Source organism: Bifidobacterium saguini DSM 23967, from assembly GCF_000741715.1.
In the GTDB taxonomy this organism is placed as follows: Bacteria; Actinomycetota; Actinomycetes; order Actinomycetales; family Bifidobacteriaceae; genus Bifidobacterium; species Bifidobacterium saguini.
This window is the reverse complement of record NZ_JGZN01000008.1, coordinates 73513-90115: the sequence shown is the minus strand read 5'-3', so window position 1 is coordinate 90115 and position 16603 is coordinate 73513. Positions and strand designations below refer to the sequence as shown.

The 16603-nt window shown below is 53.0% G+C and carries 18 protein-coding genes; 9 read left to right on the top strand and 9 right to left on the bottom strand.

Annotated features, from left to right (window positions below):
- The first annotated feature begins 27 nt into the window (after nt 1-27).
- From BISA_RS06450 to BISA_RS06430, 5 genes are all read left to right on the top strand, one after another.
- On the top strand, nt 28-222 hold the full coding sequence (locus BISA_RS06450; RefSeq protein ID WP_051917381.1) for a hypothetical protein: 195 nt from the start codon (nt 28-30) through the stop codon (nt 220-222).
- Nucleotides 223-309: 87 nt separating this feature from the next.
- A complete protein-coding gene (locus BISA_RS06445; protein WP_033890903.1) occupies nt 310-1461 on the top strand; it encodes a DUF2974 domain-containing protein in 1152 nt (383 codons plus the stop codon).
- A gap of 89 nt (nt 1462-1550) precedes the next feature.
- The gene (locus BISA_RS06440; RefSeq protein WP_033890902.1) at nt 1551-2249 is read left to right on the top strand and encodes a hypothetical protein; all 699 of its coding nucleotides are present in this window, start codon (nt 1551-1553) and stop codon (nt 2247-2249) included.
- A complete protein-coding gene (locus BISA_RS06435) occupies nt 2246-2521 on the top strand; it encodes a hypothetical protein (RefSeq protein ID WP_033890900.1) in 276 nt (91 codons plus the stop codon). Before BISA_RS06440 ends, BISA_RS06435 begins: the two co-directional genes overlap by 4 nt.
- Nucleotides 2522-2547: 26 nt before the next feature.
- Nucleotides 2548-3111 carry a hypothetical protein gene (locus tag BISA_RS06430; protein WP_033890898.1) on the top strand — a complete coding sequence of 188 codons (564 nt, stop codon included), beginning with the start codon at nt 2548-2550 and terminating at the stop codon, nt 3109-3111.
- Between the two features lie 62 nt (nt 3112-3173).
- On the opposite strand, the gene BISA_RS06425 is transcribed toward BISA_RS06430, so the two are convergent.
- Nucleotides 3174-4097 carry a LysR family transcriptional regulator gene (locus BISA_RS06425; protein WP_033890897.1) on the bottom strand — a complete coding sequence of 308 codons (924 nt, stop codon included), beginning with the start codon at nt 4095-4097 and terminating at the stop codon, nt 3174-3176.
- 148 nt (nt 4098-4245) lie between these two features.
- Here BISA_RS06425 and BISA_RS06420 point away from each other — a divergent pair, with 148 nt between their 5' ends.
- Complete coding sequence (locus BISA_RS06420) at nt 4246-4473, top strand: helix-turn-helix domain-containing protein (protein ID WP_161786500.1); 228 nt, start codon at nt 4246-4248, stop codon at nt 4471-4473.
- 145 nt (nt 4474-4618) lie between these two features.
- Here BISA_RS06420 and BISA_RS06415 read toward each other — a convergent pair whose 3' ends face one another.
- Together BISA_RS06415 and BISA_RS06410 are read right to left on the bottom strand one after the other, a co-directional pair.
- On the bottom strand, nt 4619-5248 hold the full coding sequence (locus BISA_RS06415) for an HAD family hydrolase (RefSeq protein WP_033890896.1): 630 nt from the start codon (nt 5246-5248) through the stop codon (nt 4619-4621).
- Between the two features lie 59 nt (nt 5249-5307).
- Entirely contained in the window at nt 5308-7152 is a 1845-nt protein-coding gene (locus BISA_RS06410; protein ID WP_033890895.1) for a bifunctional ADP-dependent NAD(P)H-hydrate dehydratase/NAD(P)H-hydrate epimerase, read from the bottom strand.
- Between the two features lie 235 nt (nt 7153-7387).
- Here BISA_RS06410 and BISA_RS06405 point away from each other — a divergent pair, with 235 nt between their 5' ends.
- Nucleotides 7388-8989, top strand: coding sequence for an ABC-F family ATP-binding cassette domain-containing protein (locus tag BISA_RS06405; protein WP_033890894.1), 1602 nt, complete (start codon nt 7388-7390; stop codon nt 8987-8989).
- Between the two features lie 11 nt (nt 8990-9000).
- Nucleotides 9001-9708, top strand: coding sequence for an SDR family NAD(P)-dependent oxidoreductase (locus BISA_RS06400; protein ID WP_033890893.1), 708 nt, complete (start codon nt 9001-9003; stop codon nt 9706-9708).
- A gap of 201 nt (nt 9709-9909) precedes the next feature.
- Here BISA_RS06400 and BISA_RS06395 read toward each other — a convergent pair whose 3' ends face one another.
- Both BISA_RS06395 and BISA_RS06390 read right to left on the bottom strand, forming a co-directional pair.
- Nucleotides 9910-10551: a hypothetical protein gene (locus tag BISA_RS06395; RefSeq protein ID WP_152597198.1), complete on the bottom strand. Its 642-nt coding sequence runs from the start codon at nt 10549-10551 to the stop codon at nt 9910-9912.
- Nucleotides 10552-10646: 95 nt separating this feature from the next.
- Entirely contained in the window at nt 10647-11621 is a 975-nt protein-coding gene (locus tag BISA_RS06390) for an AbaSI family restriction endonuclease (protein WP_033890892.1), read from the bottom strand.
- Nucleotides 11622-11693: 72 nt separating this feature from the next.
- On the opposite strand from BISA_RS06390, the gene BISA_RS06385 reads away from it, so the two are divergent.
- Nucleotides 11694-12776, top strand: a complete 1083-nt coding sequence (locus BISA_RS06385; protein ID WP_051917380.1) for a helix-turn-helix transcriptional regulator — start codon at nt 11694-11696, stop codon at nt 12774-12776.
- Here BISA_RS06385 and BISA_RS06380 read toward each other — a convergent pair.
- From BISA_RS06380 to BISA_RS06365, 4 genes are all read right to left on the bottom strand, one after another.
- Nucleotides 12764-13291 carry a hypothetical protein gene (locus BISA_RS06380; RefSeq protein WP_152597199.1) on the bottom strand — a complete coding sequence of 176 codons (528 nt, stop codon included), beginning with the start codon at nt 13289-13291 and terminating at the stop codon, nt 12764-12766. The two genes, BISA_RS06385 and BISA_RS06380, sit on opposite strands and share 13 nt — an antisense overlap.
- A 290-nt stretch (nt 13292-13581) precedes the next feature.
- Nucleotides 13582-15111: an ABC transporter ATP-binding protein gene (locus BISA_RS06375; protein ID WP_033890888.1), complete on the bottom strand. Its 1530-nt coding sequence runs from the start codon at nt 15109-15111 to the stop codon at nt 13582-13584.
- Nucleotides 15111-15863, bottom strand: coding sequence for an energy-coupling factor transporter transmembrane component T (locus BISA_RS06370; RefSeq protein WP_033891186.1), 753 nt, complete (start codon nt 15861-15863; stop codon nt 15111-15113). Before BISA_RS06370 ends, BISA_RS06375 begins: the two co-directional genes overlap by 1 nt.
- Nucleotides 15864-15952: 89 nt before the next feature.
- Nucleotides 15953-16603: an MptD family putative ECF transporter S component gene (locus BISA_RS06365; RefSeq protein WP_033890887.1), complete on the bottom strand. Its 651-nt coding sequence runs from the start codon at nt 16601-16603 to the stop codon at nt 15953-15955.

Sequence of the window (16603 nt, the reverse complement as noted above, 5' to 3'; positions counted from 1 at the left end):
CACGTTTTACAGTGCAATGAAGGGGCGATGACCATGGAAATAATGGTTGCGGTTCTGGCGATAATCGTAATGGCGCTGTCGTATTTCTCAGGCATGCAGCATGCCATTGACTCTAAAGCGGACAAGCTGTCGAAAGGTGGGACTCTCGACAGGCAGAATGCCAAGGGAATGCGAGAACTTGCCGACAAGGTTGATGTGCACAAGTATTATCCGTCGATATGATGATGCGGCGTTTTGAAATGTTGCAGTAAAGGGAGGTTCTCGTTGAGAATCCTCCCTTTACTTGCCTAAGCTATACAAGGAAATGCCATGGGAAACATCACGGATGATATTCGGGAGCATTTTGACACCTTTGCCGAGCTGCCGTTTAACGAGACGGACAGCTTGGCGTTGGCGCAATTGGCGTATGCGCGTGTGCCGGATAACGTGCCGCGATATCAGTCGAATCCACAGGTATCAGTCGAATCCACGGGGCAATCATCAATGCTGATGGTTTCTATTCGCGATTTACTGCGAGCCGAATGCTACGACGCCATGTTCGGTAAAGTATGGTCGCCGCAGATGAACGTGGATTTGTTGCGCGCAATGTGCGAAAACCCACGTTGGCGGAACCTGCGCGTTGGCGAATACGTGGATGAATTCGATCCGGAAACCACCAAACAATTCTCGGCATGTGCGTTCGCGCTCGGTGATGAAGCCAATACCCTGTATGTGGCGTTCCGCGGCACCGACAGTTCCATCATCGGTTGGAAAGAGGATTTTGCGATGGCCTTCCGCAGGCCGGTAGCCTCTCAGGAATCGGCAACAGAATACCTCACCAATGTGGCGCGATGCTGGAATGGCTCAATCATGGTTGGCGGCCATTCCAAAGGCGGCAATCTCGCGGTATATGCCGCCGCTGGTGCGCCAAAAGAAATCCAGGATCGTATCACCGCAGTCTTTTCGCATGACGGCCCTGGTTTTGACGATGATTTCTTTGCTTTGCCTGGCTTCAAGCGCATCGAATCCAAGGTGCACAAATCCGTTCCTGGTTCCTCGATTATCGGTATGCTGTTCGAAACCCGCGAACAGCTGAGCGATGGCTACACAGTGGTCAATAGTGACGGCATTGGCATCATGCAGCACTTCGCCTTACATTGGCAGGTTAATCATGGCCAATTCGTCCAAGCAGAAGGACTTACTTCCAGCGCACAGTATCTTGCCCGCACGGTCAACGGTTGGATGGCGAAATACGATGATGAGCATCGTCGTCGGTTCATTGAAAATCTGTTCGCCATTTTCGAAGCCAGCGGATACCGAACGTTCGGCGAACTGACCGCACACTGGGCGCAGTCATTGCCATTGATGTTGGCGGCAGCGCGCAATATCGATGCGGAAGACCGCGATGTGATGATCGAAGTGGTCAAAGGATTCGCTGCAACCGCTGCCAGTGCGGTATTGCCCACATTGCCTGCTAAATAACGCATTGATTGACACAGACTGCTGATATCCAAAATGAACTTTAGGTGACTTCGCCTTAGCGAAACAATCAACCTCAGTACAGTGGAGGTATGAGGGAAGGTTCCAGATTCTGGCGCATCGTTGGGATGATCGTGGCGGTTATCGCCGCCGTAACATTAACGTTTGGTGTAGCATTCGCCATCGGACGTGCCACTAAAGATCCCACCACTGATCAAACATATCTGGCTTTGGCAGCACAAACCAAGAAAGTCAAAGGCGAGACTGCCGAAAATCGCAAGAAAACCAAAGACCTGACCGAACAGCGTGACGATTTGCGCGCGAAAGTAGTCGAGCAACAGAAGAAGCTTGACGAAGACAAAAAACTCTACCAACAGTATGCGGCAGATGTTCAGGCCGGTCAGCCTGGACTGATTGTCGAATCCATAAGTCCAGATATCGACCCGTGGTACACCGAATTAGGTGGAGGCTTTGACCTGTACTATTACCCTAAAATCACTGTACGAAACAATACAGGCCATGTGATGTATGGCGCCTATGTGGATTACCAGATCATTGGCAAAGACGGCACGATACTTGACGGTGATGGACACGCTTATGCCTCAAACATCGTGGTATATCCGGGCAAGACGGTGGTAGTGGACGATATGCTCAAAGACGCTGGATTCCCCGGTGCCACTATCAGGCCAACGAAATATGAGGCAACAATAGCAAGCCCCAAGTATCCTAATTCAACAGAAGGAATCGATGGCCAATATACCGATGACGTTAAGACGGCGGTGATTCCATGAGCGATGAGCAACCACAGCGCGACGACGCTAAGATGCCGTGGAAGACAAACGGCGAAGGCCGTCAGTCTAATGACAACAACAAGCAGTGGCATCCATTCTTGCGTGAACGAGATGTCTACAATCGGTCTTTCTCAAGTCGATTCTTCGATGTTTGCAATGATGCCATCAACACTGTGAAATCGATGATTGAGCATGATGAGAGTGGTCTATTAGCTCGACGACTTGTGGTGGTAGCACGAGTATTGAGGCTTTGGCATGTGCCGCCGCCCTGATAGGCATAGGCATTGCTGGATGGAATATGGGCGGTCGCTCTGTGGTCGTCCAGGAAAGCCCGCAATACCGTAAAGAAGCCGAGAACCTGAAATGGGCGAACAGTGATCTCGAAGAATCAAAGCAGGATGTGGACAACCGGCAACGGCAGCTGCGTGAAGCGGGAAGTCAGGTCGATCAGCTCAAACGAGACCAGGAAAAATACGGGCAGTTGATTCAGGAGATTAAACAGGCCCAGCAACAGTCCGAAACTCCGGTGCTGACGGTAACCGCAATCGGTGATATCTTGCAGCGGTCAACGTTCTCATATCGAGTGCCAATCACGGTGCATAATAATTCGTCAAGCGCATTGACATTTTTTGAGGTGTATTACCAGGCTGTGGATGGCGCAGGCAATGTAGTGGATGCAGGTTATGCAGTGGGTAGCAGTGGTACTACATGTGAGCCGAATGCTGATTGTGAGGTCACGACGTACAGCAATTACAGCCCGGCAGGTACACGAATCGTTCCCACGTATTGGAGCACCAACACCGCAAGCAGCGATTCCCAGTTTGGCAGATATGGTGCTGATGTAATGAGCAAGCAGTTCTGAAAAAACAACGTGGCTTCCTTTCCCAGAAAAGGAAGCCACGAATAATAATGTGATGATGGCGCTTAGTCGATGAGCTTGTAGCCGTGGTCGGCGACCACGGACTTGAGCTTGTCAAGGTAGGTTTCTGCAGCCTTGGAAAGCTTGGCTCGTTCGTTAGTGATCCAGCCGACCAGCATGGTCTCGTCGGAATCGAGCGGGACGGTCACGATCTTCTCGTTGTTAAGATCGCCGTTGTCGATGCCGGTGCACACGGTGTAGCCGTTGAGGCCGATGATGAAGTTCAAGATCGTGGCACGGTCGGTCACATTGATCTGCTTGGGGGAGTATTCCGGCCAGACCGCTTCCTCGTAGAAGTAGAAGGAGCCTTCCTCGCCCTGCTCGTACTGGATGAACGGGTACGGCTTTAAATCCTCCATCGTAATGAGTTTCTTGGCGGCCAGCGGGTTATTGCGTGAGATGAACACGTGCAGTGGGGCGCGGAACAGCGGATGGAATTCCAAATGCTTTTCGCGCAGCAGCTTGCCAATCACATCCTTGTTGAAATCAGACAGGTACAGGATGCCGATTTCGGACTGCATGTTGGCGACTTGGTTGATGATGTCGCGCGTGCGAGTCTCACGAATGGTGAACTCGTATTCGTCGGACTTGATGGAGTTGATCATCTCCACGAATGCTTCGACGGCAAACATGTAGTGTTGGGTGGAGACCTGACACAGCTGCTTGCGCGGCTTGGCGTGCTTGTAGCGCTCTTCCAAAAGGTCGGCCTGATCAAGCACCTGGCGAGCATAGGTCAGGAATTCGGCGCCGTCCACGGTCAGAGCGATGCCTTGAGATGAGCGAGTGAAGATTTCGATGCCGAGCTCGTTTTCCAGTTCCTTCACGGAAGAGCTCAGTGCCGGCTGGGAGACGTAAAGGGCATGGGATGCCTCATTCATCGAACCGCATTCGACGATTTTGACGATGTATTTCAGCTGAAGCAGAGTCATAAGTACCGGTTATACCAGTGAGCATGGCCGTGGAGTGCGGTTATACCCGTTATCTTCCACCACGGCGAGCGAATAGTGAGATATGCAAGTTCTTCAGTTTATAATTGCGTTGGTTTTGATTATGCAGCGGAGCATAAGGGGGTCAGTGGTGGCTGATAAGGAACATGTGTACCCAGAGGTTGGTGAGGCGTTGCGTAAAGCCCGAGAAGATGCGGGCATGAGCCAGGATCAGCTGGCGGAGAGCTCCGGTATTTCACGCATCACCATTAGTCGCATCGAACAGGCGCATATTAACCCGTCGTTCCGTTCTCTGGAAGCCTTGGCACAGGGAATGGGCCGCAAGCTGACAATCAGCTTTGACGCGTTAGACGAATAATCCTTTGTATGTTCGCGCAATGCAAGATAGCCGCGCAAACAAACAAAGGATTTTGGCGTTGAAAATGTTTGTATGTTCGCGTGGGGGTTGATTGCTGCGCGAACATACAAAGGAAATAGAGCGATACAGTTGACGCAGCTGCCGATTACAGCTGCACGCCGAGCTGAGCGAGGCTGTCGCGGGCCGCAATCGCGCCTTCAAACAGCACGCCGTGAATGCCGACCTCGTTAGCGCCAACAATATTCTTGGCGGTGTCGTCAAAGAAGACGCACTGTTCGGCCTTGAGACCGAAACGATTCAATGCCAGCTCGTAGATGTCCGCGTTCGGCTTATGCATTTTTTCAACACCGGAGACCACGGTGCCTTCCAGCAGCTGCTCTAGGCGTGGGAACTTCTCGAATGCCAAGTGGAAGGTCTCGTGAGACCAGTTCGTCAGACCCCATACGCCGTAACCATGCGCCTTCAGATCAGCGAGCAACTCGACCATGCCCGGCAGCGTGCGCGGCAGGGCATCCGCATAATGATCGATGTAGTACTTGAAGATCTGGGCAATATCTTCACCCTGTTCACGCACCACGTCTGGGTAAATGTCGGCAAAATCTTCGCCCGCGTCCATACGGTCCTCGTAGTGGAAGAATCCGTGCGGATCGTCAGGTGCGCATATGGCGGTCACCACGTCGTCAGGGAACTTATCTTCCAGACAGGCGCGGGTGTTCCAATCCAGCAGCACGCCGCAGAAATCAAAAATCACATCAGTGATAGGGGAGTTAGCCATTGGAGCTCCTCGGGGATAGGGGGGAACAGTATTTGGTTTCAGTGTACGTTGCGGTGGGGCTAAGCAATCACGTCGGCGATGGCATCTGGAATCGCACGAATCACATCACTGGCAACAATCGGATGACCAATCGTCAGGAACTGTTGACGATGCTCGCGCTCGCCGATCAGTTCCGGCTCCTGCCAGCCATGCTGTTCGGATTCGGATGCGATGGCGGCCGCTGCTCCATGCAGATAGGCTGCTGCAGCTACCGTTTCCGCTGTGGTGATGCCATCTGGCTGCTGAGCAAGCAACGCGCCAAGCAAACCAGCCAATACATCGCCGGCGCCAGCGGTAGCCAGCCAAGCAGGAGCGCTGCCGGATACGTACACATGATCCTCGTCTACCACAATGGTGACCGCACCTTTGAGCAGCACTGTGGCACCGGTTAACTCATGCGCGCGTTGAGCTGCGGCCAGTGGGTGAAGCATGATGTCTTTAGCGGTGTACAGCGCATGTGCTGCGTCGGGGTTAGCAGAGTTCTTAGCCTTGGATGCAGTATCGTCGGATGCGGAGGATTCCAGTTCCTCAGGCAGGGAACCATGCTCCAACCTATTGAGCAGCGCCGCCATCTCGCCGGCATGCGGGGTAATCACCACTTGACCGGGCACACGATCCGGCAGTAAATCGAGAGCGCCGGCATCTACAACCAATGCAGGCATATCGTAAGCAGCATCACTTTCGGCATCTGCTGCCGAGTCTTCGGTATCGGAAGTCTTAACCGAATAATGCTTCAGCAGAGTGGCAATCGTTTCGCGTTGCAAATCGGAGTCAGCACCCTCCGCATCAGCTGTAGGAATGCCAGAACCCACAACCCAAGACTGCACATGACCTTTGCCAAGTACCGCTTCCGGCAGTGCAGCTAGCACCATGCTTTGAGCACGCTCCGGGCCAAGATAGCGAATCATGCCGGTATTGGCGCGGGCTGCTGCACGAGCGGTGAGAACGGCGGCGCCGGAGTAACGTTGCGAACCGGTCACCAAGCCGACCACGCCGCGGGCGTATTTGGAATCCTCAACATGTGGCAGACGAATCGCATCCGAGGCGAACAGATGGTCGACGACCTCCACTTGAGGTTCTACATCGTCAATGGTGAAACCAAAATCAACCAGTTGAATGCGTCCGCAGCCGAACGTGGCGGGAGGCAATACCGCACAGGGTTTCATCGCACCGAATGTCACCGTCACGTTTGCTGGCAGATATGGGCCGGGCAGTGAGCCATCGTCAACGCCAACGCCGGAAGGAGTGTCTACGGCAAGAACCAGTGGGTAGTCACGGGAGGATTCGCGACCGGGCAAAGCAGGCTCGTTTGGCACCTCGCCGTCAAGCCCAACAGCAGCAGCCAATGCTGCTGGAATACCGCGAAGCGCACCCTGAATGCCAATGCCGGTCATCGCATCAATCACCAAGTGAGACTTATTAATCAATGCAACGGCCGCTTGCAAGCGTTCGCCCGCTTCGCCTGCGGAAAAACCTGAAGCACAGCCGGGGATTTCAGCGGCGGGATCAAGCACCAGAACCTTGCCGCCAGCACGCACGAATTCGGCGAATCCAGCCTCATGCAGTGACTTGCCGACAGCTACAGTAGTCACCGCAGCACCCTCCTGAGCCAAGGCCGCAGCGGCAAATAGGCCATCGCCACCATTGTCGCCTGCACCGGCGAGCAACACAATGGCGGAATCCTCAAGCGCCAGATCCTCATCGTCAAGCATGCCGGCAGCCGTATGCGCCACAGCTTGCGCGGCCATGCGCATCAGCGGTATGCCTTTATCGAGAAGCGGGCGTTCCATATCACGTACCGTCTGCGCATCATAAGCGCTGTGCAGCAGCAGTTCGCGGCGGTCGACATCATCGGCGTATTCCATAGCAGTCCCCTTCACGGTGCAGATATGTTCTGGAGTCGATTCTAGCCGTTTTGCTGGCTCACGCCTGTGGCGAAGCTGATTCTTGTCTATGGAATTGGGTTGTGCTGATTGGTTTGCCGCAGCGAGGGGAGTGTTGGCTTCAAAGAACATTTTTCACGCCTTCCGTTACTATGGTCTGTTGGTTATTTTTGAGATGTTGCAGTCACTGCACGGTATGGAAAGCGAAGGGTGAGGTATGGCGATTGAGGCACAAGGTCTGGAGATTCAGATCGGCGCACGTACCTTATTGCACCCCACCAATTTCCATGTGGCCAAGGGCGACAAAATCGGTCTGGTGGGCCGCAACGGTGCTGGTAAGACCACACTGACCCGTGTGATTACCGGTGATATGCTGCCCACCGCTGGCAAGGTGCGCGTATCCGGCAAGCTTGGTTATCTACCGCAGGATACGCATGCCGCAGATCCTTCGCAGACTGCGTTGGACCGCATGATGAGTGCGCGTGACATCGCCACGATCATCAACCGTATTCGTAAGGCCGAGAAGGAGATGACCGACCCGGATCCCGATGTGATGACGAAAGCTATGGCCCGCTATGACAAGGCCATGCAGGACTTCGACAAGGCCGGCGGCTATGCGGCACAGTCCGAAGCAATCTCTATGGCGGCATCTCTGGGCCTGCCGCAAGAGACCATGCAGCAGGAGCTCGGCACGCTTTCCGGTGGTCAGCGCCGTCGCATCGAACTGGCACGTATTTTGTTCTCCGACGCCGATACTTTGATTCTTGATGAACCCACCAACCATTTGGACGCCGATTCCATTGAATGGCTGCGTGGGTATTTGAAAAAGTATGAGGGTGGATTCCTCGTGATTTCCCACTCCACCGAACTGCTCGATGAAGTGGTGAACAAGGTCTGGCATCTTGACGCGCAGCTTGGTCAGATCGACATGTATTCGCTGAGCTGGAAGGCATATCTGCATCAGCGCGTGGTGGATGAGGAACGTCGCCGTCGTGAGCGAGAAGTGGCGGAGAAGAAGGCCGAACGCCTGATGAAACAAGGCATTCGTCTGCACGCCAAGGCCACCAAGGCTGTGGCCGCGCAAAACATGATGCGTCGTGCCGAGAAGCTGCTCTCCGAGACCTCCGAGGCGCAGAAGAAGGAGAAGGTGGCAGATATCCGCTTCCCAGAGCCTGCACCATGCGGCAAAACCCCGATCATGGCCAAGGATATTTCCAAGGCCTATGGTTCCAACATTGTGTTCGCCGGCGTGAATCTTGCTATTGACAAGGGTTCGCGTGTAGTGATTCTGGGATACAACGGTGCCGGTAAGACCACGACGCTGCGCCTACTTGCGCATATTGAGGAACCGGACACCGGTTCGGTGGATTACGGCCACGGCTGCAAGATCGGCTACTTTGCTCAAGAGCACGATACGTTGGATTTGGATGCCACTGTGCTGGAGAACCTGCAGCACGTGGCACCAGAATTGGACGACACCCATGCGCGCTCGATTCTCGGCTCGTTCCTGTTCTCCGGCGATGACGCGATGAAGCCTGCGCGCGTGCTGTCCGGTGGCGAGAAGACTCGTCTGGCATTGGCCACTTTGGTGACTTCTCGTGCCAATGTGCTGCTGCTCGATGAGCCTACCAACAACCTGGACCCGGCCTCCCGCGAGGAGATTTTGAAGGCCATTGCCAAGTATGAGGGCGCCATCGTGCTCGTCACCCACGATGAGGGTGCTGTTGAGGCATTGAACCCGGAACGCGTGCTACTTATGCCGGACGGCGACGAGGATTTGTGGAACGACTCCTACTTGGAGCTTGTTGCTGAGGAATAAAGGAGATAGCTATGACCACTGCAAGCGGACAGAAAATCGCCATTGTTACCGGTAGCGCTTTGGGACTCGGCTACGAGTTCGCCAGTCAGCTGATTGAAGCCGGTTGGTTGGTGGCCGGCGTGGATTTCAATGCTGAGCGTCAGGTCGAGTTGACCGCGCAATGGCCGGCTGAATCCTACCGTGCCTACGTGGGTGATATCACCGACGAGGACTTCGTACGCAAGTCCGTGGCGGAGATTGCTTCTTTTGGTCATATTGATCTGCTCATCAACAACGCCGGCCAGCCGTCTTTCAAGGTGCCGACTGCTTACGGAGCCGCGGACGTGGATAAGTGCCTCAAAGGTTTGAAGGGCATGATTCTGTGGACCGTGGAAACCTTGAAGGCTTGCGGCGAGCAGGACGTTAAGATCGCGCAGATTATGAGTACTGCCGCCACGCGTGGCAATGCCAACGAAAGCGTGTACTGCGCCACCAAGTGGGGTGAGAAGGGCTACACCAAGAGCCTGCAAGCCGCATATAAGGGCACGAGTGTGAAGGTCGTGGCTGTCTATCCAGGCGGCATCGACACCGCGTTCTATCGCGATAGCCACGATTACGTGTCTGAAGAAAAGCAGCACACGTTTATGCAGCCCGGTCCGCTGGCCGAGGTGATTCTGTTCAACCTCATCAACGAGGCGAACCTCACCGTCACCGACATCGAAATCAATCGCAACAGCTGAGGCCGGAGTCCAGCTTCCGCGCAGTTACTGCCTGTTCTGGCGGCCGAAGAGGCAGTAACTGCGCGTGCCAACGATGCAGGCGCGCAGTTACTGCTCAATGTGGTCCTTCAACCGACAGTAAGTGCGCGACGTTCCTGCCAATCCGCGCAGTTGCTGCCGCTTTTCCGCCCAATACCGGCAGTAAGTGCGCGGATTAGTGACTCAGTCCAGATGATGCAGCGCACGAATAATCCGGCAGCGGTCTTCCGCCGTGCCTTCATCCGCGCACATCGTCGCATACCAGCGTGGATTGCGCAGGACCTCTGTACCGGAACCGTCAGCCTCAACGAGCGTGTGTAAGTCGTTGGCATACTGGAAATGCAGGTGACTAAGCAGCCCACCCTCGGCGAATGCGGTGCGCGAAGGCAGTGGTGCAATGGCGATCAACCAGCGGAACGGGCTGTCTTCGGCATGCGGATCATCAGTTACGAACACGTACGTCGGCGAGCCTTCCAAACCATGTTCAATCACATGATCGATGCGATAGTCATAGGCATCAAGGTTGGTGTTGTCTTCCGCATACCAAGTGATGCGCACATCGGCATCCGTGTTTTCCGGCTCGCCAATAGTCCAATACCCAATATGAATGATGTTCTCCGGACTGGTGGTGGAACAGGCCATCGCCCAGAACTTGCGGATGCCGTTAGCTGCCATCGTAGCCATCTGAGGATTGGCAAGTACAGCCCGCTCGGCCTCATTCCATGTGTTGCGAACGGTTTCATCCTCAGCATCAATGTAATGCTCAAAGCTCTCCCAATCGCCAAGCCAGTCGGTCAGATTGAAGTTTATGGATGCGTTACTCATAAATCACCTCATTATCGTTAGGCTTACTTCAAGCATTGAAAGCCATCTTCTCATGAAATTCCATTGGAGTGAAGTCTTTTGGGTCTGCTTCATTCTTATGAATTAAGAATGATAGGGAAAGTGGTTTCAATGCGCTGATAATGATGGAGATATCCGTTCATGCTGCTAGAAATGGGACGGAATACGCCGACAAATTGATATTCCTTTTGCATGGTTGCAGCATTCAAGGTTTCCGCGAAGGTAACCCGTAAGCATCCAGGATTGTCGCCAATCGAGGTTGTTTCATCATTATTATTATTCTCTTGTTTCCATTCATGGATTCGATTACCATCCTCGGAAAGCCACGTATTCCATCCTCGTCGCACCATATCGTGACCTCCGACTGTGAGCCGAGGAAACCAGAGACAGTATCTGGATCCATATGTGCGTCGCATTGAATCCGGAATAATAAATGATTGCGTATTGACATGAGATGCATCGCTGCACAGCGTTTCAATCACTGTTTCGATGCTGGGGAATATGACATTATCCGCAACAATGATTGCATGTTTTTCTTGGTAGTAGTTCGCGTATTCCTTTTTCTTGTCTAATCGAGCGCCAAATGTACCCAGCTGTTTTCTCCTGCTTATTTCATCTTGAATCAACGCGATGCAATCATCAATGGATTGCATGAATTCCTCATAGGAGCCGGAGGCGTCCATTTGCAATGGAAAGTAATCCGTATCCCTGATCTGCAGCAATACGTCGCGAACAGATGTGCGCTGAATCGATTCATGTGGAGCAGGTATGTCTATCTGAGTCGGGCAACAGATTTCTATCCCAAGTTTGATTTGAGGAAGATACAAGTCAACTGATGTGCCGAATCCATTGGAACAGAGGACCCGCTGATCAATGACCATGTCCAAGTCACAAGTATCAAGTTTCTTACGAACTATCTGTATTACGAACTCTTTGAATACCCGTGTAGGGGCCGAGGATTGCCGAAGTAAAAACAGAGTCTTATCCAAAGGCGCATGGTTCCTTACAATGGATTCCTGCTTAGTGGTGTTTTCCATGAGTTCCAGCATCATAGTGGATTACAATAGGCGGTACTTTTCTACCGGTTATTTCATTGGTTCGTGTTTCTTAGAGGAGGGCGAGCAATGGCTGTTTCGCATTATGCAGCAGCGTCGACTGCTGAGATAGTCGTAAGCATTCTTGAATTGCTTGATAGGAACACGGACCGGGAGCATGGCATAACAGCGGTTTGGATTGCTGATCAGCTTGGTGTTACCGAAAAGACCGTGCGCTCCCACTTGCATACGCTGCAGGCGATGCAGCCGTTCGGTCGCAAGATTGGGCGCATTGAGCGCAAGGATTTGAAGCACGCCGAAAGCGCTGATCCTCGCCCAGGCTGGTATATTGAACCGATTTTCGATACCGCACAAATGAGACTGCTCGCTGATGGCGTGGTTCTTTCTCGTTCGGATAGCGATTACCTGCAAGAACTTATCGCCAAAGTGTATGCTTTCGCTGGTCAGTCTAATCAGCTTGGCGCACTCGGCAAGATAAGTACACCTCGTAATTACAATCGTGAGTTTCTCAATAACATTGAGCTGCTTAATGATGCAATTGTTCATGAGCGGGCTATTACATTCCGTTATTGCACTTATGACGTTGACGGCACTTTGGTACCGAGGCGAGATGCTGCAGGTAATGTGAAAAACTATGCGGCTGATCCTTACCGGTTAATGTACCGGAATGGCAAATACTATCTGATTTGTCACATGCATCAATATGAGAATCTGAGCTATCTGCATGTGGAGCGTTTCCGCGATTTGTCGGTAAACGAAAGCGATCATTCGCTGATGCGCACGTTGGATAGCTTCAACCCTAAGCGGGGTGCTCCATTTGATTGGGATAAGCACATGGGGGAGCGTCCCTATCCGATGGATGGTGAGGCTATCCCGATTCACTTGCGCATCAAGAACACCCTGGAGCCTATATACGATTGGTTCGATACCGCACAAGTCACTCAGCTTGACGAGCAAACCTATGATGTGTGGATTACTTCGAATGAGAAAGCAGCGCTTTGGTGGGTATTGCAATATGCCGACGATCGCATCATAGAAATACTATCTCCACGATCTCTGCGCGACACTTTGCAAAAGGATGGCGTATATCTTGCGGGCCTCTATGCGGAGGCTGCGCACGCCAGTACAGGTTTGCCGAATCATGACAGCTGACTGATGCGCATGGCATAGAGTGCGATTTCGAGTCCTTTGTTGAAGTCGCGGAGCCAATGTTGATTCAGAGGGATTACGTATTTTTCAGTTCGTACGGTCATGAATCCTGTTCTGAATTCTGCTATTCGCGTTAGTGCATCTCGGTGAGCTGCAACACTGTTCAGTAGAGCGTATCTGTTGCTCATTCGGATGACATCGTGCTGCTGTAACTGTATGCTACCGTCAGTGAAATCGATACTCATTACTCCTTTCTGGCCAATGCGTTGAACATCCGAGATTAAAGTCAACGCATCTTGCAACTTCCAATCAACATCATCGAACAACGCTTCATCGAGCTCGAATACGTCGTTTGTATGGATGTCATCACTTGCTGAGCATTCCTGTTCCGCATCAATCATCGGAATAATTTCAGCCGAATAATCGTTATACCATTCAACCGTAGTGCTTGTTTCGAGAACGGCATTCAAAAAATCCGACAGAGCCTCGCCCGTCTGATGAAAATCCTTTCGACTCATCCTTCCTCTATGATTCGCGTCAAGAGCATAAGGTGAGTTCGACGGCATATCAGCGGTCCATTCAAGTTTGACTATCATCATGGTTGCCTTACCGCCAATTGGTTGGATGTGTTGACGACGAAATTACTGAAGGCTTGCTTGGTGTCCGGCCATTCTTCGAAATCGTTCGTACTGTTATTGTGCTGTGTTGCTCTGCATCTCATGGCTCGAATATATATGCGCGCAAATCGAGGCAGTAGATATTTACCGGTTTCTAATAAGTCGGGTGCGCAAAGAATGCGCGCATGATTTTAGCTGTTTGGGTTCGTTGTGCTGCCGTTGTGTTCCAGGTTGATGATGGAAGTGCACCAGCCGGCGGCGAGTTCTTCGTCGTGGGTGACTACGAGCACGGTTTTGCCTTGTTCGGCGAGCTGGCGGAGGAGTTCGCCTACCTGTTCCATGTGGTAACGGTCGAGGCCGCTGGTCGGTTCGTCCAGAATGATGAGGTCTTTGCCGCACATCAATGCCGAGCCGATGGCTACGCGTTGCTTCTGGCCTCCGGACAGGCTCATCGGATGCCGGCCGGCGAAGCGTGTGAGGTCAAGGTCTTCAAGCACCTGATCACATCGTTTGATGATTGCTGGGTCGCTTTCGTCAAGGCCAAGTAGCAGTTCCTCACGCACGCTGTCGGAGAACAGCTGATAGTTCACGTCCTGCATGACTAGGAATCCTGCGCGTGTGAGGGCACGAGGTTTGACGGGCTTGCCGTTGAGCAATACTGTGCCGGATGCCGGTTTGATAAGGCCGGTTAGCGTGCGTACCAGCGTGGTTTTACCGCAACCGTTATGACCCATAAGCCCGATGATCTGACCGGGACAGAGGTCAAGGTCTGGAATACTTCTCGAGAAGCTATCGCGTCCTCGATAGCCGATAACAAGATCATGCGTTGACAGCAACGGCGATGAGACTGAATGGGCTGCCGCAGCATCGTCATGTTGCGCCGAAGCAAGGCCTGAACTGTTGGTATCCGAAGTCGAAGCCAATTGTGTATCAGTTAGTGATTCGAGTGCTTTGATACGTTGCCTATACGGCTGCAAATCAAGAGCACGCAATCCCATCGCGGCGATGCAGCCAGGGGAGAGTGCAAGGAATTCGTCGGCTTCGTATTCATGTGCAATATGTCCGTTGTCGAAGATGATGTATCGGTCGGCGATGCCGTTGAGCCAAGCGAGGCGATGCTCGGCTATGACGATGGTTATGCCTGAAGCCTTCAATTGTGCAATGAGCTCGCGCATTTGCGCAATCGCGACCGAATCCAGATTGCTGGTGGGCTCGTCCAGCACCAGTAGCATTGGACTCAGCATGGTTGCCGCAGCCAGGGCGATACGCTGCTTCTGACCTCCGGAAAGATGGAAGATGCTGCGATCCAGTAATGATTCAATATTGAATCGTCGCGCGATTTCAGCGATTCGATGGTTGATTTCTTCCGGCGACAGTCCCATGTTTTCCGCGGGAAACGCCAGCTCATCAATGACTTTGGCGTTGAAATACTGGGTTTTGGGATTTTGGAATACGCTGCCAGCTAGGGGAGTGAGTTTGTCGATGGGGTCGGCAGTCGTATTGATACCGCAAGTATGCTGTTCTCCACTGAATTCGCCGTGGAAGAATTGCGGAATCAAACCATTGACAACACGCGAATAGGTGGTTTTGCCGCATCCGCTGGTGCCGCACAGTACAATGCATTGACCTTTTGGAATGCTCAACATGATGTCGATTAAAGCTGATTTGTCACCATGCTCATAAGTAAACGACACGTTGTTTGAATAAATTTCGGCTGCCATCAGCGAATCACCCCGGCAATATCCAACGCCAGCGGAATCAGTACGACAATCATCATGAGCCAATCCACGAAACGCATGCGGATTTCAGTGCGCGAGGTGTGTGTTCCTTCGCGCCCAAGGCCTTTGGTAAGTGCTGCTACGGACAGGTCCTGAGCCACATTGGTGGCATTCATCAACAGCGGGATGAGGATGTATTCCAATGATTGTGCAGGGTGGCGGACCAGTTCCCAGCCGCCTGCCGCAATGCCGCGTAAGGCCATCGCATTACGAATCTGCCGGTAATCCTCGGCGATGGTGGGGAAGAATCGAATCACGACCACGCAGGGAATCACCACGGATTCAGGTGCATGCATGCGCCGCATCGCACAAATAAACGCGCTTGGGGAGGTGGTGGTGAATGCGTATGCGCCAGTGATGAAACAGGGCAGCATCATTGTGCATCCGACCGCCAATGCGGAAACCACATGGATCCACGGCAACCCCAAAGCTTCAGGGTCTAGGAGACCCAATCCGGTAAGTACTGCATAGGTGAGAGCGAAATTCATGGTCAACTTCCAACGCCCTGCGGCCGCGAGCGGAATCAGAAACAGCACGACCATAATGATCTGCGTAATGACGCTCACATGGAAGAACAACATGAGATTGGCCACCAGGAGCATGAACAGTTTCGTACGCGGGTCAAGCGTACGCGAGGCACGAGCTCGCTGATTGGATTGTTTGGATGCGGAGCCATCAACAACGGCTGAACATATGGGCGCCCCCGGTGTCGTTGCGACCACCGAGGGCTGTAGAGACGTTTGCGAGCTGGATGCCACAGGTTCCGTGGAGGAGCTGGAATGCATCAGACGATGCCGGCCTTGATGAAGTGCTTCTTCATCATCTTCTGACCAAACCAGCCACCGATAATGGCGCACACCAGAATCGCGGCCATCGAGACGAAGAACGTGCCGGTGTTGATGTTGGCGAATACTCCGTCAATGTAGGCCGCATCCTTACCGCGTGCCTGGAGGCTGGCGATGTAGGCGTCCTTCATGAACCACAGCGGCAGGATCGGACCGGTGAGTCCGTAGGAGAAAACCACGTAGCTGACGAGCAGTAGAGCCTTGCTTTTGTACTTGCCGGCTTTGGCAATCAGGTCGGCAACAACCGGGAACACGATGCTGGCGATGAACGAAAGCACGAAATGACCGGAAATAAAGAGGAACAGGCCAATGACCACGCCCATGACGGTAATGCCGCCAAACTTGCCTAGTCGTGCGGCCAGCAGCATGTAGACACATCCGGAAATCAGCGCGGCGATGGCGGGCAGGAAGATGGAACCGAAGCCACCGGTGAACAGGGTGCTCACCAGCGTGGCCACGCACACCATCACGAAGTAGAGCGCAGCGAATACGCCGATGGTGATTAGGTCGGCGACTTCGAGTTTGCCGGATTTGGCTGGCTTGCCGGAGTTTTGGTTGGTGTTGTCTGCGGGCGAATTCGAAGCGGTCAC

Coding starts and splice junctions, on each gene's coding strand:
- BISA_RS06450 (WP_051917381.1), top strand. CDS start 28: ATGACCATGGAAATAATGGTTGCGGTTCTGGCGATAATCGTAATGGCG.
- BISA_RS06445 (WP_033890903.1), top strand. CDS start 310: ATGGGAAACATCACGGATGATATTCGGGAGCATTTTGACACCTTTGCC.
- BISA_RS06440 (WP_033890902.1), top strand. CDS start 1,551: ATGAGGGAAGGTTCCAGATTCTGGCGCATCGTTGGGATGATCGTGGCG.
- BISA_RS06435 (WP_033890900.1), top strand. CDS start 2,246: ATGAGCGATGAGCAACCACAGCGCGACGACGCTAAGATGCCGTGGAAG.
- BISA_RS06430 (WP_033890898.1), top strand. CDS start 2,548: ATGGGCGGTCGCTCTGTGGTCGTCCAGGAAAGCCCGCAATACCGTAAA.
- BISA_RS06425 (WP_033890897.1), bottom strand. CDS start 4,097: ATGACTCTGCTTCAGCTGAAATACATCGTCAAAATCGTCGAATGCGGT.
- BISA_RS06415 (WP_033890896.1), bottom strand. CDS start 5,248: ATGGCTAACTCCCCTATCACTGATGTGATTTTTGATTTCTGCGGCGTG.
- BISA_RS06410 (WP_033890895.1), bottom strand. CDS start 7,152: ATGGAATACGCCGATGATGTCGACCGCCGCGAACTGCTGCTGCACAGC.
- BISA_RS06405 (WP_033890894.1), top strand. CDS start 7,388: ATGGCGATTGAGGCACAAGGTCTGGAGATTCAGATCGGCGCACGTACC.
- BISA_RS06400 (WP_033890893.1), top strand. CDS start 9,001: ATGACCACTGCAAGCGGACAGAAAATCGCCATTGTTACCGGTAGCGCT.
- BISA_RS06395 (WP_152597198.1), bottom strand. CDS start 10,551: ATGAGTAACGCATCCATAAACTTCAATCTGACCGACTGGCTTGGCGAT.
- BISA_RS06390 (WP_033890892.1), bottom strand. CDS start 11,621: ATGATGCTGGAACTCATGGAAAACACCACTAAGCAGGAATCCATTGTA.
- BISA_RS06385 (WP_051917380.1), top strand. CDS start 11,694: ATGGCTGTTTCGCATTATGCAGCAGCGTCGACTGCTGAGATAGTCGTA.
- BISA_RS06380 (WP_152597199.1), bottom strand. CDS start 13,291: ATGAGTCGAAAGGATTTTCATCAGACGGGCGAGGCTCTGTCGGATTTT.
- BISA_RS06375 (WP_033890888.1), bottom strand. CDS start 15,111: ATGGCAGCCGAAATTTATTCAAACAACGTGTCGTTTACTTATGAGCAT.